Origin of the sequence: Bacillus sp. AFS088145 (assembly GCF_002564465.1) — a bacterium.
In the GTDB taxonomy this organism is placed as follows: domain Bacteria; phylum Bacillota; class Bacilli; order Bacillales; family Bacillaceae_G; genus Gottfriedia.
The window spans coordinates 195,619-215,099 of the sequence record NZ_NUUX01000010.1 but is presented as its reverse complement, the minus strand read 5'-3'; the positions used below and the strand labels follow the sequence as shown (position 1 = coordinate 215,099).

At 29.8% G+C, this 19,481-nt stretch carries 25 protein-coding genes; 4 read left to right on the top strand and 21 right to left on the bottom strand.

Annotation, left to right across the window (positions count from 1 at the left end; all coding sequences use genetic code 11):
- Nucleotides 1-118: 118 nt before the first annotated feature.
- Nucleotides 119-457, bottom strand: a complete 339-nt coding sequence (locus COI44_RS08165; RefSeq protein WP_098427481.1) for a hypothetical protein — start codon at nt 455-457, stop codon at nt 119-121.
- A 205-nt stretch (nt 458-662) separates the two neighbouring features.
- Nucleotides 663-1,148 (bottom strand): hypothetical protein, encoded by a 486-nt coding sequence (locus COI44_RS08160; protein ID WP_142329239.1) that lies wholly within the window; start codon nt 1,146-1,148, stop codon nt 663-665.
- 437 nt (nt 1,149-1,585) lie between these two features.
- Between COI44_RS08160 and COI44_RS08155 the strand changes: the two genes are divergently transcribed.
- Nucleotides 1,586-1,753: a DUF3934 domain-containing protein gene (locus COI44_RS08155; protein WP_097977780.1), complete on the top strand. Its 168-nt coding sequence runs from the start codon at nt 1,586-1,588 to the stop codon at nt 1,751-1,753.
- 167 nt (nt 1,754-1,920) lie between these two features.
- Here COI44_RS08155 and COI44_RS08150 read toward each other — a convergent pair whose 3' ends face one another.
- From COI44_RS08150 to COI44_RS08135, 5 genes are all read right to left on the bottom strand, one after another.
- Complete coding sequence (locus COI44_RS08150; RefSeq protein ID WP_069032402.1) at nt 1,921-2,121, bottom strand: cold-shock protein; 201 nt, start codon at nt 2,119-2,121, stop codon at nt 1,921-1,923.
- Between the two features lie 147 nt (nt 2,122-2,268).
- Nucleotides 2,269-2,469: a hypothetical protein gene (locus tag COI44_RS08145; protein ID WP_098427479.1), complete on the bottom strand. Its 201-nt coding sequence runs from the start codon at nt 2,467-2,469 to the stop codon at nt 2,269-2,271.
- Nucleotides 2,470-2,512: 43 nt separating this feature from the next.
- Nucleotides 2,513-2,677, bottom strand: a complete 165-nt coding sequence (locus COI44_RS24550; RefSeq protein WP_286163823.1) for a hypothetical protein — start codon at nt 2,675-2,677, stop codon at nt 2,513-2,515.
- 119 nt (nt 2,678-2,796) lie between these two features.
- Complete coding sequence (locus COI44_RS24545) at nt 2,797-3,105, bottom strand: DinB family protein (RefSeq protein ID WP_286163822.1); 309 nt, start codon at nt 3,103-3,105, stop codon at nt 2,797-2,799.
- Between the two features lie 472 nt (nt 3,106-3,577).
- Nucleotides 3,578-4,918, bottom strand: coding sequence for an aminotransferase-like domain-containing protein (locus COI44_RS08135; RefSeq protein ID WP_098427478.1), 1,341 nt, complete (start codon nt 4,916-4,918; stop codon nt 3,578-3,580).
- A 137-nt stretch (nt 4,919-5,055) separates the two neighbouring features.
- Here COI44_RS08135 and COI44_RS08130 point away from each other — a divergent pair, with 137 nt between their 5' ends.
- Together COI44_RS08130 and COI44_RS08125 are read left to right on the top strand one after the other, a co-directional pair.
- Nucleotides 5,056-5,679, top strand: coding sequence for a nitroreductase family protein (locus COI44_RS08130; protein ID WP_098427477.1), 624 nt, complete (start codon nt 5,056-5,058; stop codon nt 5,677-5,679).
- Nucleotides 5,680-5,830: 151 nt separating this feature from the next.
- Nucleotides 5,831-6,781, top strand: a complete 951-nt coding sequence (locus tag COI44_RS08125) for a DMT family transporter (RefSeq protein WP_098427476.1) — start codon at nt 5,831-5,833, stop codon at nt 6,779-6,781.
- Between the two features lie 533 nt (nt 6,782-7,314).
- Here the strand turns inward: COI44_RS08125 and COI44_RS08120 are convergent.
- From COI44_RS08120 to COI44_RS08070, 10 genes are all read right to left on the bottom strand, one after another.
- Nucleotides 7,315-8,193 (bottom strand): SMI1/KNR4 family protein, encoded by an 879-nt coding sequence (locus COI44_RS08120; protein WP_098427475.1) that lies wholly within the window; start codon nt 8,191-8,193, stop codon nt 7,315-7,317.
- A 201-nt stretch (nt 8,194-8,394) separates the two neighbouring features.
- Nucleotides 8,395-8,640: a hypothetical protein gene (locus COI44_RS08115; RefSeq protein ID WP_098427474.1), complete on the bottom strand. Its 246-nt coding sequence runs from the start codon at nt 8,638-8,640 to the stop codon at nt 8,395-8,397.
- A 100-nt stretch (nt 8,641-8,740) separates the two neighbouring features.
- The gene (locus COI44_RS08110) at nt 8,741-9,451 is read right to left on the bottom strand and encodes a hypothetical protein (protein WP_098427473.1); all 711 of its coding nucleotides are present in this window, start codon (nt 9,449-9,451) and stop codon (nt 8,741-8,743) included.
- A gap of 96 nt (nt 9,452-9,547) precedes the next feature.
- On the bottom strand, nt 9,548-10,414 hold the full coding sequence (locus COI44_RS08105; protein ID WP_098427472.1) for a hypothetical protein: 867 nt from the start codon (nt 10,412-10,414) through the stop codon (nt 9,548-9,550).
- 133 nt (nt 10,415-10,547) lie between these two features.
- The gene (locus COI44_RS08100) at nt 10,548-11,252 is read right to left on the bottom strand and encodes a hypothetical protein (RefSeq protein ID WP_098427471.1); all 705 of its coding nucleotides are present in this window, start codon (nt 11,250-11,252) and stop codon (nt 10,548-10,550) included.
- Between the two features lie 300 nt (nt 11,253-11,552).
- On the bottom strand, nt 11,553-11,801 hold the full coding sequence (locus COI44_RS08090; protein WP_098427469.1) for a hypothetical protein: 249 nt from the start codon (nt 11,799-11,801) through the stop codon (nt 11,553-11,555).
- A 332-nt stretch (nt 11,802-12,133) separates the two neighbouring features.
- The gene (locus tag COI44_RS08085) at nt 12,134-12,472 is read right to left on the bottom strand and encodes a hypothetical protein (protein WP_098427468.1); all 339 of its coding nucleotides are present in this window, start codon (nt 12,470-12,472) and stop codon (nt 12,134-12,136) included.
- Nucleotides 12,473-12,652: 180 nt separating this feature from the next.
- Entirely contained in the window at nt 12,653-12,949 is a 297-nt protein-coding gene (locus COI44_RS08080) for a hypothetical protein (RefSeq protein WP_098427467.1), read from the bottom strand.
- 313 nt (nt 12,950-13,262) lie between these two features.
- Nucleotides 13,263-13,649, bottom strand: a complete 387-nt coding sequence (locus COI44_RS08075) for a FixH family protein (RefSeq protein ID WP_098427466.1) — start codon at nt 13,647-13,649, stop codon at nt 13,263-13,265.
- A 99-nt stretch (nt 13,650-13,748) separates the two neighbouring features.
- Complete coding sequence (locus COI44_RS08070; protein ID WP_098427465.1) at nt 13,749-15,140, bottom strand: PepSY-associated TM helix domain-containing protein; 1,392 nt, start codon at nt 15,138-15,140, stop codon at nt 13,749-13,751.
- 370 nt (nt 15,141-15,510) lie between these two features.
- Between COI44_RS08070 and COI44_RS08065 the strand changes: the two genes are divergently transcribed.
- Nucleotides 15,511-15,765 (top strand): hypothetical protein, encoded by a 255-nt coding sequence (locus COI44_RS08065; protein WP_286163820.1) that lies wholly within the window; start codon nt 15,511-15,513, stop codon nt 15,763-15,765.
- A gap of 237 nt (nt 15,766-16,002) precedes the next feature.
- Here the strand turns inward: COI44_RS08065 and COI44_RS08060 are convergent, their stop codons facing one another.
- From COI44_RS08060 to COI44_RS08045, 4 genes are all read right to left on the bottom strand, one after another.
- On the bottom strand, nt 16,003-16,833 hold the full coding sequence (locus COI44_RS08060) for a metal ABC transporter permease (RefSeq protein WP_098427464.1): 831 nt from the start codon (nt 16,831-16,833) through the stop codon (nt 16,003-16,005).
- Nucleotides 16,779-17,483, bottom strand: a complete 705-nt coding sequence (locus COI44_RS08055) for a metal ABC transporter ATP-binding protein (RefSeq protein ID WP_098427463.1) — start codon at nt 17,481-17,483, stop codon at nt 16,779-16,781. The genes COI44_RS08060 and COI44_RS08055 overlap by 55 nt, the downstream gene beginning before the upstream one ends.
- A 73-nt stretch (nt 17,484-17,556) precedes the next feature.
- On the bottom strand, nt 17,557-18,516 hold the full coding sequence (locus COI44_RS08050; RefSeq protein WP_097975317.1) for a metal ABC transporter substrate-binding protein: 960 nt from the start codon (nt 18,514-18,516) through the stop codon (nt 17,557-17,559).
- Nucleotides 18,517-18,727: 211 nt separating this feature from the next.
- Nucleotides 18,728-19,477 carry a TIGR03943 family putative permease subunit gene (locus COI44_RS08045; RefSeq protein WP_098427462.1) on the bottom strand — a complete coding sequence of 250 codons (750 nt, stop codon included), beginning with the start codon at nt 19,475-19,477 and terminating at the stop codon, nt 18,728-18,730.
- Nucleotides 19,478-19,481 lie beyond the last annotated feature (4 nt).

Genomic DNA, 19,481 nt, shown 5'->3' with positions numbered 1-19,481 from the left:
GAAAATTCGTGTTTTCTTATTCAACTAAACTGCCATTTAGTTCCATTAAAAAAATCGACTTTTCAGCCGATCATGTTTTTTAACTTAAGCTCTGCGTTAGTTCAATAAGTTTTAGCCTCTATAAAGTAAGTTCTTCAAACCAACAGTTGGAGAATCTCACTCTAGTATCGAAAAATATTGTATCTGGAGCATCACTACTAGAAACCGCATCTCTACCGTACCAATCCCATTTATTAACAAAATTTTTAAGTATTAACTCCGCATTAGAAATATTAATTGGACAAACTGTTTCAATATCAAAAACTATTTTATACCAGTCATCAAACTTCCAATACGCTTCTTTTGAGAATAGCTCAAAAGAAGACGTATATTTATCATTTAATTTTATGCATTCATGCATTATTAATAAAGCCTCTTCTTCGTTGTTGCATTCTATAAATAATGTAAGTCTGAGCATATTTTCCCTCTAAACCCCTTTAGTGATAATTGTATTTAAATATAGTTCTACAATACTGAACTTAATCCTTGTTCAACTAAACTTCCATTTAGTTAAACAAAAAAGAGTCACCGAAGTAACTCTTGATCTACAACTAACGCATGCGATAGTTACATAAGAAAAAGCTTTTTTTAAATTGATTTATACAAAATTTTAAAAAACAACATTAATCCCAAAAATTAAACATTACATCCCCAATTGTTATTGGGTTCCAGTATTCAACCTGTTTTTTAATTGTGTGTATATTTCTTAATTCCTCATGATCTTCAAGAGAAAATTGTTTGATTAGGTCACTTACTTTCATAACTGTATAACCAGTAAACTCTATTGCCAGTTCTTCAAAGTCGATAAAATCCAATGGAAATGAGTTTCCAAATTCACCGAATTCATCAGCAAGACTAAATGCAACAAATGGATGTGCACTATTTATTACTGCATAAACAGGTTTTGGTAGAAAGAAAAACTTTACTGCATAAAAATTTTTATAATCTGTTTCTAAGTCACTTAATATCTCATACTTTATATGTTTTAATGAAGCGACTTCTTTACATTTAGCATAAAATTTTGATTTATCAATTGAGGGTGGAACTGGATCCTCTCCAGGCATGTAATATCCCCCTGTTTCTCCATACGGTAAATTCATTTTGGTCATATTGAGCTCCTATATCAGACTGTATTTTAATTAAAATAAATTCTCTATAATTATACCAATTAATTAGACCTGAAATGATACACCTTAGTGAAAATATTCATTATTCCTTATGTAACTAAACTGCCATTTAGCTCCATAAAAACGACTTTATAGCCAATCATATTGTGCTTCAAAAGTAATCCTTTATCTGTGTCTTATTGATGGGGGTAAGGTCTTCCATGTACATATTCCATGATCGTGAAATGAGTCATTTCTAATAAGTATAGGTTGTACCTCTAAAAACTCTGCTAATTCAAACAAACATTTTTGTTCAGATTTTTCCACCGAGTAATGAGACTGTGATCTATTTATTGCTCTATTCTTGTTTAACTCAAGTTAATCGTAAAATACTGAAAATCTGTATGGTACTTAGTGTATAATAGGTATGAGGTGTTTATATGAGTAAAGCTAAAGCTAAAGGCGGTACAGGTAGAGGTACAGATAAGAAGGGTTGGAATAGGTGGCAAGCAAGTGCAAAAAAAGCAAAGAACGCGAAGCCCTATGTTAGCAAAGGAACTAAAAATAAGGCCAATTCCAAAACAACTAATAATAATTCAAATGGCTAATTATATTCGATAATTATTAGTAACTTCATTTTATATGGTCTATAATACTTTAAACCATTTTCTTTACTAAGATATTCCCCATATTCTTTATGGAATAAGGGTTTTTAAATTTAAAAGACATAAAAAGAGTCGGATTCTACTTTATAGATTCCGACTCTTTTTTTCAATTAAGCCTTTTTAACATTAGTTGCTTGTGGTCCGCGTTGACCTTGTTCTACTTCGAACGTAACGGCTTGACCTTCATCTAATGATTTAAATCCATCAGTTTGAATTGCTGAGAAATGTACGAATACATCATCACCATTTTCACGCTCAATAAATCCAAATCCTTTTTCTGCATTAAACCATTTTACTTTACCATGTTCCATTTTTGTAACCTCCCAGTGTGGCTTACACACAATGTAATAGCCTAATTTTAACAATTTAGTTATGAATTATCAAATTTCCATCAAAAAAAATAAAATAACTGAGTAATATGGCTAAGTTAAAGTCGATTATTGTATAACTAACTCTTGCTATTTTGTATAAGAGAGTCTTCCTATTTTTTTCTCTAAATTACTTATTATTTGCTCTAATTCTTCAATTTTTTTATTTGAAGTAAACAAATTATTTGCTGCAAATAATCTTACTTTCTTTATAATTATAATCACGATATATACTACTACAATTAGAATTATCAATTGTAGTAACGTAATGATTAAACTAAAATTATCCATTAGGCACACTCCTTCTCAATCTCAATCTAGATTAAAACTACCCTCAACATAAGTACATTAAATCCTTTGATAAACCAATCTTCCAGAAGTAAAATAGGAGTCGATCACTGTTATGACTCCTATTTTTATTATCTTTGTTTTTCCCTGCCCAAACTCTTTCCATTTTACTCATTAATACAATTTGTCCAATATGATATGCGTCGTGCATTGCTAAACTCTTCAGTTCAGGGACTAATGATCTTTCTCCTGGGATCTGTCTATACAAATCTTCATGTTCTGATTTTGCTAGTATTTTTTCAAGTTCACGATGAGTATAAAAGTATTCCTCTATTGTTTTTTTCCAATTTTCAACCGTTTTTGTTGGAATTCTAAATTTGTATCTTCATTTTTTTCTGCCTGTGGTTCATTCTCTGTTTCACAAAGAAACCGCAACAGATGTCTCTTTTCATAGAATAGTAGATGACAAACTAATTCCCAAATGGAATTCATTGTCTCATCAGCTGGTTTCCAAATTGCTTGTTCAAAAGTGACATCCTTTAACACTTTTTCAAGAGGTGGAAACAGTCTTGTGCATCCAAACAACTTGCCCATTGCTTTAACAAAAGGGTTTTTACATCCACTTTCTATTTCCTCCAATTCAATCCCTAAACTAGCTAATCATCAAAATTCTTTTCCAGCGCATTATAGATAGGTCACTAAATAATTTGTCATGCCAATATCATTAATTTCTTACTTGATAAAAGTAATTTTTCTTCCAGCATAATGACATAATTAATTAATTTTAATAATTCCATTTAGGATTATAAAATCCTTTATTTATTGAACGATCATTTAGCTGCATAAGAAAAACGATCCTTCGTTATTGTAGAATCTCATGCGGTAGTTGCATTAATTTGAATAGTTTCTAATGATGGATCACTGTTCTCTATTTCATACTACAACATGATACGTAATTTTAAATACTTAATGTTTCAATGTAAAAAGTACCCAATAATAGGTGCTTTTTTAATTTAACCGGAGTTTAACTATGATTTATAGAACAAATTTGTTTTTTAACACCACCAAAAGGTTCCCAATCGAAAAGGAAAAAATAATGTTAAGTTTTTGTTCACTCAAAGTAATTGTTAGTGTCTTTTAATGAGTAAGAAATTTGCTTTATACCTTTTTCAATGTCTGTCGGCTCACAATTTGAAACATTAAGTTTTAAAATTCTTTCTTGATAAAAGTTATCTAAATAATTTTTTTTAATAGAGTCAATTAGAATATCATATTCATCTAATTGGTTTAATAATGCATTCATATCAACTTGCTTTGGCAGGACAATATGACTATGCATTACGATATCAGACGCAAAGTCGTAATTTGTTAAATGAGTTTCTAGTGATGTTTGTAATATTTTTGCTCGGGCAAGGTATTTATCTCGAACATTTTTTTGATAATGTTCAAACATACCACTTTTTAAATATAGTTCTAAAGCAGCCTGTGAAATCATTGAACTATCTATATCTATGACGGTTTTAAATTGTTGAAACGTCTCAATTAACGAATCAGGTAAAACTGCAATACCTATACGTAAACCTGGGAACATAATCTTGGAAAAACTCTTTAAGTAAATAACACGTCCATGTAGATCATTTGCAAAAAGTGGGTCATTTTTCTTCGTATATTCAAAGTCTGCTAAATAATCATCCTCGACAATATAGACATCGTACTTATGAGCTAATTTTAAGGTTTCTAATTTTTCTTTTTTACTTAATGATGTACCTAAAGGGTTTTGAAATCTAGGCATAGTATAAAAAAATTTAATATCACCTTCGCTAAAAATTTCTTCAAGTTGTTGTAAATTGATCCCGTCTATTGTACGTTTAATCCCAACTATAGGTAATTGATGAAGTTTTACTAAATCCATATATATATGATAGCTTGGCTGCTCGACTAAAATTTTTTTTCGATTATTTAAAAAAGGCATTGTGCTCAGTAAAAAAAGAGCTTGCTGAACCCCTGAAGTAATAAAAATTTGTTTTTTTTGTGCAAATACTTGATAAGATTGTAATATTTTTTCAACCTCATTTATTAAAGAAGGTAATCCCTTTTGAGTACCATATCTAAATAAGTCAGATTGAAATGTATCAATTGCTTTATTTAAGCAATGTTGAAAATCTTGGTATGGAAAAGAATGCCAATTAGGGGCTGAAGTTGCAAAATCGATTTTGGTTGTTTTGGATGGTTCTTTAAATATTTTATGCTCAACAACATAATAGCCACTTTTAGGTTTTGCATAAATTAGGTGCTGATTTTCCAATTTCTCAAGAGCAGCTAGAATACTACTTTTACTACAAGAAAAGAGTTCTGCTAATTTTCGAATGGACGGAATTTTTGTCCCCGCCTTTAACTCTCCAGCTTGAATCTGAGTTAGTAATGTTTGATAAACGTATTCATGTTTTAGCATTAAATACCCCCTTCTAATTGTATTCCATCAAAACTGTATCGGTACAGTTTTGAAATATTTAAATGTTTCAAATTTAAATGATAGATAAAATATTATTACCGGCTGGTTCAAAACTTAGGGAAATGGAGAGATGCATTATGTCAGTTCAAAAAATTAATAGCACTTTAACTATAAAAGAGGCAATAGAATCACGACGTAGTATTCGTAAATTTATTCAAGAAACAATTCTAGACGAAGAAATAAATGAAATTTTAAACCTTGTTAGATTAACACCAAGTGCATGGAATATACAACCATGGCATTTCCATATTATTAAGGATATTCAACTAAAAGAAAAACTTCAAAAAGCAGCATATGGACAAACACAAGTAACTTCAGCCCCAGCTGTTGTGATTATTTCGGTCGATATGGTTGATTCTATTAATCGTATATCAGAAACAATTCATCCTGGTATTTCTGAAGATAAAAAGCAAATTGAGGTGTCCAATCTTACTTCCGTATTTGAAAAGATGAGTGAAGAAGAAAGAAAAGCATGGGGACAAACACAAGCAAATATTGCACTTGGCTTTCTTTTACTAACAATTCAAGGATTTGGTTATACTAGTGTCCCAATGTTAGGCTTTGATCAAGAGAAAGTAAGAACACTCTTAGGACTACCTGAACATGTTACATTTGCCGCTATGGTACCTTTTGGTAAACCAGACACAGATGGTTATGAACATCATCGTTTTGAATTAGATAAAATAAGCACATTTTATTAAGAAGGAGAGCAGGTGATTTAAAACCTGCTCTTTTTATGCTTAGTTTACAAACCTATCTGTACCGATACAGATTAACATTCTTTACCTCGATAGGATTAACTACTTTGCATAAAATTAAAGTAATAGTTGAGATTGATAGGGGGAAAAACTTATGACAGATAAAAGAAAAGCTTATCTAGCTATTACTATTTGTTCATTAATCATAGGGTTATCATTTTTATTTGTAAAACAAACATTAACAATTGCAACACCACTTGATACCTTAGCTCATCGTTTTACAATGGCTTGGATTGTTGCCACGGTCATATTATTCTTAAAAAAAGAAAGAATCAAAATAAAGAAAAAAGATTTCGTGAAAATTACATTACTTTCTACATTTTATCCTGTACTTTTTTTCGGGTTGCAAATATTTGGACTAATGCATACAACCTCTTCTGAAGCAGGAGTTATACAAGCTACGGTTCCAATTTTCACTTTAATTCTTGCAAGTATACTATTAAAAGAATCCTCTACAGGCGTACAAAAAATTTCTATACTCATTTCTGTACTCGGGGTAATGTTCATTATGTACATGAATGGTGCGAAAAATATAAATCCTAGTATACTAGGTAGTATATTAATTTTACTATCAGCACTTGCAAATGCAATATATAATGTTTTAACAAAAAAAATCATTCAACAATATTCATTATTTACAATCACATATACCATAACTTTTATAGGGTTCATTGTATTTAACTCAATTGCTCTTTTTATACATTTAAAAAATGGTACAATTCAACAAATTATACTGCCCTTTAAACAAATTGATTTTATTATAGCTATCTTATATTTAGGAATTTTTTCGTCATTAGGATCATCCTATCTTTCAAATTATGCTTTATCAAAGTTACCTGCTTTTCAAATTAGTATCTTTCAAAATTTATCTACACTTGTCACAATTCTATTAGGTATTAAATATCTTAATGAATCATTTCAATATTATCATATAATTGGTAGTTTTCTTATTATCTCAGGAGTTGTTGGTGTAAATTATTTTAGAAAAAAAGAAATACAAGATAATCATTTGCTAGAGGAAAAGCAACACAAAACTATGACTTAATTAGGGGTGTTTTTGTTAAGTGATAAAATAATAAAAAAAAGAACTCTTTGTAAGTTCGATTAGATAGTTGTATTTTTATTTGAAGCATTTCTCACTTTATTTATGATTTTAAAGATTAAATAAAATAGTAAATAAAAAGTTAAGAAATTAAAAATAACATTTTGTACTAAACCAGTTTGGTGCCCCGTTTCTGTATAGCCGTAAACCGCATATAGTTTCCCAAATGGTAATATGGTAACTCTTTTGGGTGCGTAGGGATAAAAGCAGTAATGAATGAAAATGCCAAACTTAGTATAACAACTAGATTTTTTTCATTTCCCCCCCCCTCTTAAAAGATAGTTTTAATTTAATTTAATCTAACTATCAACTTTTGAAACTTGGGGGATTTTTGCCTTTTTCACCTAAAATTTCAGATGATACTTATTAAACTAAACTGCCATTATGTTGAATAAGAAAAAGCGATCTTCTATTGAAGTATCGCATGCTTTAGTTGTATAACCAAATGTGTATTTTACTCCTCGTGGTGAATTGCATTATTCATCTTCTACAAAGTCAATCATCACTCCGACAACCATTTTTGAAATGTTATATTTTACTTTTACTTCGTACATTCCGTCACCGTAACCAGACATTGAAACCGCACCATCTGAGACAACTCCCCCCTGTGCATCTGAAGCAACTATCTCATCTAATTGGGTGACTTCGTCTCTACCAAATGTATTAAAATTAAAAATTCCTGCTTGTGCAGAGTCAACTCCAATTTGTTTATCGCAAACATGCCATTTTCCACTTGGTTTCTTTTCCCCATAAAATACAAATAAGTTTTTAACTACTTCATCAGGAGTATAAGTAATTGAAGCTGTCCATTTACCATTTTTCACATTTAAAAGCACGATTTGTAACTCAGTTTCTTCATACACTTTATAGTATGGGTCAGTAACAATTAACTTTCCGCTTTCAACTATAAAAGTGCCAAGTTTCTTGGGCTTATTAGTATTTATTTTAGCTACATGATAATCAATAAAATCACTTAATGTTAAAGACGCATATTTACCTAACCCAGTTTGATCATTCCAAGTATAAACTAGTTCTTGCATAAATCTTTTCCTAATTCGATAGCAAAGTTTATCACCATTGATATTTTCACCAAAACAGATCATTTCACTTGGGATATTATTTGGTCTCAATTCCCGATTTTGTTTTACAATATCAATTGTTAATGCTGATTGTTTATTAGTTTGAATAGGGAACAAAGTCCAATCACCAAATTTTGCTCCATTCGTTTCTAGAAAAAATTCCTTATATTCATCTGGAAAAATAGCACCAAGTGCTTTTTCTGTTTTTTTCAATTCAATTAACGAAACTCCAGCCACTTTCGAACTTGGATTAATCATGTTTAATGCCTTCTTCATTTCTTCCTCCATGATATTAGGATTACTTTGTCATACTACCTTAAAATTAACTTATTTATTATAAAAAACCTTCTATTTATTCAATAAAATAAACCATTTCTTATTCAACTATACTGCCATTTTGTTGAATAAGAAAATGCGATCTTCTATTGAAGTATCGCATGCGTTAGTTGAACAAGATATTTAATAATTTTATTTTCACTAAAAAATAGTATCAATCTCAATTAAGTCCCAAATTTCTTTAATTTGTTTCCCATCTAATCTTACTTTTCGAAGTAAATCTTCAAGTCCATCTCCTACGATTTCACTAGTGGAATCATAAGATTTCCAAAACATAAATTGACCTGTACCACAACCAATATAGTAATTATCATTTTTGTAAATGAAGTGAATCTCTCTGCCCATGCTTAAATCTTCTAGAAATTCCTCATAACTGTATTGTTCCATTTGTTTGAACTCCTTTACTAAAACTAAAGCACTGCGTTAGTTACATAAGGATTTTTAATTTGCAGTGCATAATTTTATATCCATTAAACATGAAGAATATTTAAGTTTGCTTAACAAAGATTTTTGAAATTTTCATTTCATCATTCTTTGCTAATGAATTAATTAAATAATGTATACCTTCTTTTCCTATACTTCCTAAGTCAAAATATGTTATATATTTATTTCTGTATTTCTTAATGTATCTCATAAATTTCATATAATGACCGCTTGATTTTTCTGATTCAAGATTCCAATTTTCAAATGCACTCTTTAAGGTATCAACTACTAATTGTTTATCATCTTCATGTTCTGTGTTTAAACCTACTTCAAGACATATGTCGGATTCAATATATCCAGAATATTCTACTTCAAATGGAAAAGTAAAAGAATAAAAAACAACAGTCTTTTTCTTAGATTGCATTTTTATAGAGTTAACTGGAAAATCTTCACACCAGTTAAAAGTTATATCAATCTCTTCCACATTATCAGTTGGGAGAATATTCTTTTTGTCAGATGCGCTCCATTTAATTGTTACGTCTATACTAAACGAACTCCAGTCAACAGCACTAACTTTCATTAATCCATGTCCATCGTTAGCAAGATTTGCTCCATCTTCGTCGATCAATATGCCCCATAAACAATTAGTGATTGATTCACCTAATAGAGCAGAACCACTTTCGGTAAGTTGAGTGATCATTTTTGATGTAAATGAAGGATGAAAATCATCTATAAATGTAAAATCCAATTCTAACTCTTTCTTTCTTCTACCCATTTATTTCACCCTTCTTAATTTATTAACCAATGTAACTACACATTTAATTTGTAACTCTCTTAATCAACTAACGCATGCTTTAGTTGATTAAGAATACTAATTACCTTGTGTTTTTTTCAAATAATCACCGTAATAGTCAGCTTTATCTAAGTCATCATATTTAGGTGTAGCAATTATGGTATAGTTCTTCTTTTCATCTACTTTGAATAATGCATATGTATCAAGTTCATCTTTTGATGAAAAATCCGAACTTGAATCGATAACTAATATTTCAATGTTGTAAATTCCCTTTGTTAAAACACCACTTTTTTGAAATGCTGCTGCAATTTCTTTCGCTTCTGGAACTTTATGTTTATTTTTATTTGTATCGAATTCAAATAAAAAATTGATTACCCCCATAAACCTGTCGTTCGTATTTCTAGGATCCACAGGTTGGAAGGTAGGGATTAAATCATTTGTATTAATAGTTTGAGTTTTTTTAAACTCATCTACCATTTCATTCGAATAATTCAAATTTAATTCAATGTTATCGTAGGGATACGTAAAATATGTTACTCCTGAGTCTTTAACTACTTTATTTTGAACTTCCGTAAATCCATATTTTTTAACTACTCTTTTCATTTCATTGACCACTTCAGGATGTTGTTCAATATAAGCACCTTTGAATAGTTCCAAAAAGAGATCGTCACTCTCATCCTCTAAAATCTTTAACGTATCTCTCTCAATTTGTAGATACGCATAAGAACGATAAGGCTTTGTAATTTCAATGTACGTTTGATGGTCAATCCCTTCAAACCAGTTATTATCAGTATCGAGGATCTTAAATCCTTCGTTAATCCCGTAGTTTGTTTGTAAATAGTCGCTGATTGGTTTTTTTAAATCGTTTTTCGAAAAACAGCCACTAAGCATTAAAGTGAGGGTACTCACGAAGATTAGTTGACTAATTTTTTTTATATTCTCCATTTGTCTTCCTGCATTTCTTAAATTTTTATTAATAAAATTATATCATTTCCTATGCAACTAAACTGCCATTTTGTTCAATAAAAAACGAGCCACACTTTGTGACTCGTGATCTACAACTATCGCATGCGTTAGTTCAATAAGAATTGTATTCAAAAATAGCCCAAGGAAGCCAAAATACAGGCTCAGTTCCAAGGTCTTCATCATTTGCGATGTCACAATATCTCTCTGCTTCAGTAAGTGATTTAATAAAACCATTTTCATTCAATGAAAAATCATATGTATTTTTAAAATCTTTTTCTAAACCGTTACACAAATAAGAATGGAATGTATTAGTTTCATATCCTAATATCTCATAACCTTTAATTGAACCTGTTTGACTGTTAATAAATTCTTTCTTGATAAGAACATTCTCGATGCCTGATCTTTCCTCTGTGGACTTGTTTTTTGTGCCTTCCTCATCTAAAAAACTTTCTAAATAATTATTGGGTAGTCCAATACCTATTATTTTTAAGTCGTTTATATGATTTAAAAATTTGTTAAAAAACTCTTTTGCTAAATTTAATGATGGGAAGATCTGAGGGTATTCGAATTGTTTCAAATCAGACTTATCTTGGATCCATTTTTCCATCTCTTTGTATTTATCTACTGAAATATTAAGATCTTTAATGTATTTTAGTTTATTTTCTTTCGAACCACCCCAAAATACATTGATTTCAGGATAAAAATCACAAATGCACTCACTTACTGAAATTATTTTATCGGGTATTATTTCTTTATCCATAAATTCTTGTCTAATAGTTGGAGCTATTATGTAATACCCACCTGAAATAAATTCCATTAATTTCCACCTCATAAAAGCATATAATTACATTTTTATATTCAACAAAAGCATGCTTTAGTTATATAAGATGTTGTTATACAAATCGACTTAATATAAAAAAAATCATTCCCAATGTCATGAATATTATTGAGACAACATGAGAAGCATCAATGCGTATTTTTTTTCTTTTTGTCTCATAAAAAATACTAAAAATAAAAGCTACATATAATACAGTAATTACAATTGGTAATATTGAGTCGATGAAATGAAACATATTTTTAGTCTCCCTATTGATCGATAGTTACATAAGGTTTTTATTCAACTTTTACTTGGCTGTTTAAACGTTCTGATAAATGTTCCTAAACATAGAGAACATATAAAGAAAATGGGAAAAAGCTGAACGAAATTTTGTTTTGTTGAGAATACAAAAATTAGTAAAGAAACTCCAATTCCTGTAAGAGTCACTACTCTTAAATGGTTTTTAGCTGTTTTTGTAAATGATTTTGGAATAGCAGAAAGAATACATACGATTAAACCAAAAATGATTAGTTGAATAAAAAAAATCATCATCTATTTCTCCTTTTTATTGGCTTAAGTAATTTGGGAGTATTTTTAATAACTACTTTTTAATATAACGCTACAATCATTTCCAGTAAATCGGGGGAATATTATGCTTGATAACTTGTAAAACTAAATAAATTTTGAATTTTGATATGTCGAAAACCCCAAAAAAAATAAAAATATGTAACATTTAGTCTAAATTTAATGTATTACCATACAAAAACTTGGGGGAATTTTAATTCATTCTTATAACTAACCTTTGAACTAGCCTGCCATTTTGTTGAATAAAAAAAGCGATCTTCTATTGAAGAATCGCATGCTTTAGTTGAATATGAAGCTTATAAATAATATTGGTTAACAATGATAATAGTAGTAATTAATACGCCAATATATAGTAAGGAAGAGATCAATCCGATTTCTTTTCCGTTTCCAACTATTTTTCGAATTCCATCTTCAATCACTCTAATTAATATAATAAATATAAAAAAACAAATGATATCTGCTAAAAAATAAAAACTACCAAATAAATTACTAATCGGCGAAAGAATCTTCCCCCACTGATATTTAATGCTGAATAAGATAAAAAGAATTGTTATTGTTATAAAAATTAACGAAGATGTGTCTCTTTTACTATAATCTTTTATTAGCCATTCTTTGAAATTTCTAAAATAATTCAATTTAATCCCCCATAAGTGTAAAACGGTGTTTGATTTAATAATAACAATATTCTTAATAATGTTAATTAGTAAGTTTTTACATTTATTTTATCTCTGTTCCTTATTCAACTAATCTGCCATTTTGTTGAATAAAAAAAGACCGACAAATTGCCGATCAGGTTATGTAACTAAATCAATGCTTTAGTTGAATAAGTAACTTAAGATTGGTAGTGAAATTATTAATAATTCAGATACAAGAAAAGTAGTTACCTTTTTTGAAAGTTTAACTCTCGCTTTTCCATTGTACCAACCGCTAAATTGAAGTTTATTTCTATATAAAACAAATAAAAAAGAAAAAATCGCAACCGAACCCATCCAACCAAATTTATCTAAATTTACACCCATTGATAAGTATAAGTTTCTTAACAATGTATTTAATATTAATCCTAACAATAGGAATATAAATACTATTCTAATTAGCTCAATCAATACTTTCATTCTGCATCTCCTTGGAATTTTATTAAACAAATGCATGCGTTAGTTGTTTAAAGAAACTTAACCTTATTTAACTTTATAAAATAGAAACCTGTCCCTTTTTCTTGTGGAACAAACCCTTGCTAAGTTGAACTATTTTCCACCATATTTTGCTCTTCTACTGATACAACTCTGTATTGGTCCCCATTAGTCTGTGCATATACCTTTGTATTTTGGAAGTCTTTTGCAAATCCGATTGATAATGCTAAAGCACCTGCAAAACCAATTGTAAAGCCCTAAATAGTAATAGTGCTTTACTTTTTTTGGTACTAAATTTTTATTTTAAAGTTACCCCATTCACTTTACGAACAAATTTCTCTTGTTTTAATACAATTGTCTTGTCCCACGAACCATCCATAGGTAATTCTACTTTTCCTTTATAAACACCTTTTGAGACTCTCTTTAACTTAGCATCCACTTTATGATTCATACTTTTCATTTTTAAAATTATTTCCACTGAATCAACGTTAACTAATTCATTCTCGTTATTTTTTAAAGTTACCTCATAGCTATGTACTGAATCTTTGGATGTTGATTGATCAGATAGAGTGACAATTATATTATCTAAATATTTGTTTGAGACTGCTGCTTCTTCTGACTTACCACATCCGTAAAAAATTGTTACAGCTAACAATAAAATTATTAAGCTATTTATTATTTTCATAATACACCTCTATTTATCTCTATTGTTTTTTTATTACTAAAAAAGCTAAGCAAACTTATAATAGTAAGCTTAGCAACTTTCAGTAATAAATTTTTATTTTTATTGCATTCCAGGTTGTTGAACTATCTTTTTTATAAATTTAACTATAAACTCAATTAAACCTATTACAAAGATTGATATACCAACCATTGGCATTAAAAGTCCACAAATTACTGAAATCAATAAAACACCTAAATAGAATTTATTTCCTTCACTTGCTTTTGGAATCCCAACTGTTCCTGTTGGACGGCGCTTCCACCACATAGTGATTCCACTTCCTACGATTAATACAAGTGATAAGCATGCAATCAAATTAATTATTAAGTTTGCCCAGCCAAAATATCGTCCTTCATGTAAAGCTATCCCTGTTTCAACTGTTTTATCAAACGTACTGTAATCTTTCCAGCGATAATCAAGTAGTGTTTTCCCACTATATTGATCAATATCCATCGTTACATAATTTTTTACGCTACCCGCTGCCCATCCGTAAGTAGATATTAAGTAAACTCCTTTATCTCCTTCTGGCATAGAAATTGTGTATCCAGGATAAATTTTTGTTTGTTCAGCAATTTTAACTACATTTTCAATCGGTAACATTCCTTTATTGCTATACACTGATTCTGGAACAGGAATATTTTCGGCTGCCCATGGTGTTTTGGCTACATCTTTATTTATCTTTGTTGATTGAATACTACCATCCCATAGATGCTCAGGTGCATTTGAAAGCTTAGCTTTTGTTACAAATGTATTTAGTCTTTCACCAAAAGAGCTAGCCCAAGGTAACCCTGATAAAACTAGAACTATCAAGAAAATTGTCATCCAAAATCCAGTGCTTGCATGTAAATCTCTCCAGAACACACGTGACCCTTTTCTCATGCGAATACGAAGAATACTTAAAAATGATTGTTTATTACGTGGGAAGTATAAATATAATCCTGTTGCTAATAAAATAATTGCCCATGATGCAGATAATTCAACAAGATTATCCCCTAATTTACCAACCATAATTTCACCGTGAAGTTTTACGATGATTTCCATTAAGCGTTTATCATTTTGAAGTTCACCTAATACTTTCCCTGTGTATGGATTGACAAAAACTGTATAACTAGCTTCGCCTTTCATAATTCCAATTTCAGTTGAACGCTTTGGATCTTTCACATCTGTAAAAGAAGAAATTGAATCGTTAGGATATTTGTCTTTTACAGCTTTTAACTGTAAGCTGGGTGTAAGTTCTTTCGTATCTTGCTGAACAAAATGTAAATCTCGATCCAACATTGGTTCAACATAAGGTCTAAATAAATAGATAGAACCTGTAACCGCTAACAGAATTAAGATTGGTGCAAAAATCATCCCTCCATAAAAATGCCATCTCCAAATTGCTTTATAAAGAGATGTCTTTTTCGAAGAAACTTGTTCAGTTTGAACAGAATTTAGTCCTGTATTTATCTCCATTTGGTTTTACCCCTCAATAATTTTTATCTACTTGTGAAAGTATAAATTCCAATTGTGATAAATTAATGAAGTTTTAATGAAGTTTTAAAAATTCACTTTGATAATTTTGATAGAAGTGGTAAATATTAATTACAAAAAAAAGAGAATCCTTCACAAGATCCTCTGTTTCTCACTTTCTACGAGCTTCGCTCTCCATTTAATTCTCCATACCTACTCCTTAATTCGCTACTTTTATAGTTCTGCTTAAAAAGCCCTTCATCGAATGGAACACATATGTTACGAGTAGCGTTAAAGATTATTAATATAATACAATTATCAAATAATTTCGGAATATGTTCAATCAAATAAGACCTCTTTAGGAGATATATAAATGTTTCTATATATAATAATTGGATTCATCATACCCTGGATTTTAGGTGTTTACTTATTTATAAAAATGCCAAAATTAATTATTATTTTTGAACCGATTGGAATAGCAATAGCCTTCTTAATAAATACGGTAGGTTTTAATTACTTTTGGAGATTAAAACATTCATATAATGAATTATCATTATCTGCCTTACCATTTGATTTAGGAATGTATCCAATATTAACGTGTTTATTTATTTTTTCTATATATTATTAGAAATTAAAGGTATATTTAGCCATTATAATTTTCACAGTTTCCACAACATTATTTGAACTGTTAGGACATGTGAAACATCAAGTAATATATAGAAATGGATGGAATATTTATTGGACATCCGTAAGTTATTTTGTAGCATATTTGCTTATTTATTTTTACTATAAGTTAGTAAATAAGTACGAGGTCTTAAATCGTAGATAAGATAAACATAGCAGCTTTGTATTAATTAAATTGTTATCATTGATTAACTATTTTTCTTCTAATTTGAAAAACCATATTTTGAATAATAAAACCCACTGTTAATATGATCACTAATACCAAAGTGATTGTTGCACCTGGTGGTGTTCCCAATGTATATGAAGATGTTAAACCTACAAACATACTACAAATTGCTGTTAATACCGCTAATAAAAGAACCCATTTAAATCCCTTCGCAATTCGAATCGCGAATGCAGCAGGGAGAACAAGTAGTGCGGAAACAAGTAACACTCCAATTGTAGGAATAATAGCTGAAATGACAACACCTGTTAATACACTAAACGATAAAGATAATAAATTTGTATTTACCCCGCTTGTAAAGGCAGTATCTTCATCAAAAGTCATTAAAAATAGCGGTCTTTTTAACAATAAGAAATAGAATAATACGCCGATTGTCACTCCAACCATCAAATAGACTTGTTTCTGAGTAACAGTAACAATTGATCCAAATAAATATTGTTCTACATTCGTCGTCATCCCTCCTGCACTAATGCTCATTAAAAACAGAGCAAGTGACAGTCCTGCTGCCATTAGGATTGCAATCGATACTTCTGAATATGATAGATATGCTCTTCTCATATACTCAATTGCAATTGCTCCTATGACCACTACTAACATACTGGATAATGTTAAATCAGCATGAATAAAAAAACCAATTGCAACACCCGCAAGAGAAATATGAGATAGTGTATCTGCCATTAAGGCTTGTCTTCTTAAAACTAAAAATACACCTAATATTGGTGCGATTACCGCGATTAATCCACCAACCCAAAATGCCCGTTGCATGAATTCAAGGTTAAGCATCTCCATACGCCATGTTCTCCTTTCTCTAGATGTATGATTTTATCAAGATATTGTTCAACTTCCTCTTTTTCATGAGTCACCATAACGACTGTTCGATTATGCCTTTTAACTTGATGACCCAAAAATTGATAAAAGTTTTCTCTACTTTCTTTATCCATTCCAGTAGTAGGTTCATCTAAAACTAATAAATTAGGTTCAGAAGCTAATACACGAGCAATACAAATTTTTTGTTTTTGTCCCCCAGACAATGAACCAATTTTATGATGTCGATACTCCCACATACCTACCATTACTAGTGCATTCTTAATTATGTCGTGATCTATTTTATTCATTTTTTCGCACCATTTTTTTTGATTAAATCTACCCGATTTCACCAATTCAATTACTGTACTTGGAAACCCTACATTAAATGAAGCGATTTGTTGTGGCACGTATCCAATTTTTATCAGCTCATTATTTGCATCTTTTTTAATTTGAACGTCACCACTCCATGGTTTTAATAAACCGAGCATTAGTTTTAAAAGAGTTGATTTAGATGCACCGTTTTGACCTGTAATTCCAATAAATTCCCCTCTATTTACTTCAAAACTTACATTATCTATAACGGAAGTATGATTATAACCAAATTTGACATTTTTTAACTGGATTAAACTCATAGTTTCTTTTCATTTCCTTTCTTAATTAAGTAAAAGCGTGACACTAAGTAGGAACACGCTTTTTACTTAATTACTATTTATTTTCTAATACTTTTTTTAATATTTGTAAGTTCTTCTCCATAACGCTTATATAATCAATTCCTTGTTTTTGTTCTTCTTCACTTAAACCTTCAAGTGTATTTAAGACAGCTGTTTTTGCACCAACTTCATTTGCTAGAGTATTCGCTACTTTTGGAGAAGCCACTTCCTCAAAGAAGATTGTATTAATATCATGACTCTTTGCAAATTGTTTAAGATCCGCTAATCTTGATGGACTTGGTTCATTCGATGGAGATAAACCAGCAATTGGTACTTGAACTAAACCGTATTGCTTTGTTAAATATCCAAATGCTGCATGCTGCGTAATAATTTCTTTATTTTTCATATTCATTAATGTTGTTCGATATTGGTCATCAAGTGCCTGTAACTTCTTAATATAGTCATCGCTATTTTTTTTATATTCCTCTTTATGTGCTGGATCAACATTAATAAGAGCTTTTGTTATATTTTGAACTTCCTTCTGAGCTAATACTGGACTTAACCACACATGTGGATCCATTTGTTCGGAATGGTTATTATTACCTTGTTCTTCTTCATTTTCCTTCCCTTTAATCAGAGATATTCCGCTACTTGCTTCTATAAATGATGATTTTTTGTTACTTAAACTTTTTTCAATGTTTGGAACCCAGGTTTCCATATATGGACTATTATAGATAAATAAATCAGCATTCTGAATTGCTCCAACATCTTTTGGTGTTGGTTCCCATTCGTGAGGTTCAATTGATGATGGAATTAATAGTTTAATATCGGCATTTTCTTTTGCAACATTTTTAGTAAATTCATAAACAGGATAAAAAGTAGTCACTATTTTAATTTTTTTAGATTCATTTTCCTTTGATTTATTCGAAGTAGAAATCGATTTAGATGAACATCCTGCTAATAAAAAGAGGGAAATACTAATTGATAATAACGATCTTAATTTTATATTTTTCATATCACTAAACAGTAAAATTTATATTTTACTGTAAGTGCACCGCCCTTCTATCTAATTCAAGAATTTATTTTATATTTTTAAACGTAATAATTACGATTTACTAAGTAAAAATAGATACTTACCATAAAATAAGCAAGTAGAGTACGCTTAATATTAAAACGAAACAATTACGTTTTCAATGTATTTCTGATTAAAAATTAATTAAACTTTCCTAATCAAAATAAACATATGGATCTTTTAGTGGTTTTATTTTTACTATTTTTTCTAATTGAATAATAGGTTCATAAAATTTTCCGATTTTCACTTTATGAATTGTACCAGTTACGTTTACCCACTGATCATTTTTATATGCTGAAACCTCTTTTCCCTCAACCATCAACCCAAACACTTGAGCATCAGCTACGCAACAGGTAATAGCGAAACGCGATACATAAATCTGATTTTTTCTTGTTTGCTTATCACGATATACAAAACCATTAAAAGATATTTTTTTACCTACATATTGATCTACACTATCCTGTACATCTGAAATAATATGTCCATACATCGAATCATCAACATTCATGAATTTCGAGCCATTATCTTTTACCTTTATTTTTTTGGATTGTTTTTTTACTATATTTTCGCTATAAGAAATACTTCTTTTTGAAGCAATACTTGCTCCAAGTACATTTGTTGAAAATAAGCTACTTGTTATAACTGGAATACTGATTAAAATTACTAAACTTAAAGTCCTATTTTTTTGATTCGAGCAACAATTACATGAAGTATGATGTTCTTTTAGCAATTCAAAGAAGTGAATTAATCCAATAAGTATACAGGCAACTAAAGTAATGATTGTGAATTTCACCATCTTTGGTGCAATGAAATATTGAATATCTCCTGAAACTAAAAGCTTCATAAGCATTAGAACAATCCCGAAGAAAAACACAGAGCGTAATCGATTTTGAAAAGAAGACATTTAT

What these genes read in the sequence shown, in the direction of transcription:
- COI44_RS08165 (WP_098427481.1), bottom strand. Translation starts at nt 457, where the DNA reads ATGCTCAGACTTACATTATTTATAGAATGCAACAACGAAGAAGAGGCT.
- COI44_RS08160 (WP_142329239.1), bottom strand. Translation starts at nt 1,148, where the DNA reads ATGACCAAAATGAATTTACCGTATGGAGAAACAGGGGGATATTACATG.
- COI44_RS08155 (WP_097977780.1), top strand. Translation starts at nt 1,586, where the DNA reads ATGAGTAAAGCTAAAGCTAAAGGCGGTACAGGTAGAGGTACAGATAAG.
- COI44_RS08150 (WP_069032402.1), bottom strand. Translation starts at nt 2,121, where the DNA reads ATGGAACATGGTAAAGTAAAATGGTTTAATGCAGAAAAAGGATTTGGA.
- COI44_RS08145 (WP_098427479.1), bottom strand. Translation starts at nt 2,469, where the DNA reads ATGGATAATTTTAGTTTAATCATTACGTTACTACAATTGATAATTCTA.
- COI44_RS24550 (WP_286163823.1), bottom strand. Translation starts at nt 2,677, where the DNA reads ATGCACGACGCATATCATATTGGACAAATTGTATTAATGAGTAAAATG.
- COI44_RS08135 (WP_098427478.1), bottom strand. Translation starts at nt 4,918, where the DNA reads ATGCTAAAACATGAATACGTTTATCAAACATTACTAACTCAGATTCAA.
- COI44_RS08130 (WP_098427477.1), top strand. Translation starts at nt 5,056, where the DNA reads ATGTCAGTTCAAAAAATTAATAGCACTTTAACTATAAAAGAGGCAATA.
- COI44_RS08125 (WP_098427476.1), top strand. Translation starts at nt 5,831, where the DNA reads ATGACAGATAAAAGAAAAGCTTATCTAGCTATTACTATTTGTTCATTA.
- COI44_RS08120 (WP_098427475.1), bottom strand. Translation starts at nt 8,193, where the DNA reads ATGAAGAAGGCATTAAACATGATTAATCCAAGTTCGAAAGTGGCTGGA.
- COI44_RS08115 (WP_098427474.1), bottom strand. Translation starts at nt 8,640, where the DNA reads ATGGAACAATACAGTTATGAGGAATTTCTAGAAGATTTAAGCATGGGC.
- COI44_RS08110 (WP_098427473.1), bottom strand. Translation starts at nt 9,451, where the DNA reads ATGGGTAGAAGAAAGAAAGAGTTAGAATTGGATTTTACATTTATAGAT.
- COI44_RS08105 (WP_098427472.1), bottom strand. Translation starts at nt 10,414, where the DNA reads ATGGAGAATATAAAAAAAATTAGTCAACTAATCTTCGTGAGTACCCTC.
- COI44_RS08100 (WP_098427471.1), bottom strand. Translation starts at nt 11,252, where the DNA reads ATGGAATTTATTTCAGGTGGGTATTACATAATAGCTCCAACTATTAGA.
- COI44_RS08090 (WP_098427469.1), bottom strand. Translation starts at nt 11,801, where the DNA reads ATGATTTTTTTTATTCAACTAATCATTTTTGGTTTAATCGTATGTATT.
- COI44_RS08080 (WP_098427467.1), bottom strand. Translation starts at nt 12,949, where the DNA reads ATGAAAGTATTGATTGAGCTAATTAGAATAGTATTTATATTCCTATTG.
- COI44_RS08075 (WP_098427466.1), bottom strand. Translation starts at nt 13,649, where the DNA reads ATGAAAATAATAAATAGCTTAATAATTTTATTGTTAGCTGTAACAATT.
- COI44_RS08070 (WP_098427465.1), bottom strand. Translation starts at nt 15,140, where the DNA reads ATGGAGATAAATACAGGACTAAATTCTGTTCAAACTGAACAAGTTTCT.
- COI44_RS08065 (WP_286163820.1), top strand. Translation starts at nt 15,511, where the DNA reads ATGTTTCTATATATAATAATTGGATTCATCATACCCTGGATTTTAGGT.
- COI44_RS08060 (WP_098427464.1), bottom strand. Translation starts at nt 16,833, where the DNA reads ATGGAGATGCTTAACCTTGAATTCATGCAACGGGCATTTTGGGTTGGT.
- COI44_RS08055 (WP_098427463.1), bottom strand. Translation starts at nt 17,483, where the DNA reads ATGAGTTTAATCCAGTTAAAAAATGTCAAATTTGGTTATAATCATACT.
- COI44_RS08050 (WP_097975317.1), bottom strand. Translation starts at nt 18,516, where the DNA reads ATGAAAAATATAAAATTAAGATCGTTATTATCAATTAGTATTTCCCTC.
- COI44_RS08045 (WP_098427462.1), bottom strand. Translation starts at nt 19,477, where the DNA reads ATGTCTTCTTTTCAAAATCGATTACGCTCTGTGTTTTTCTTCGGGATT.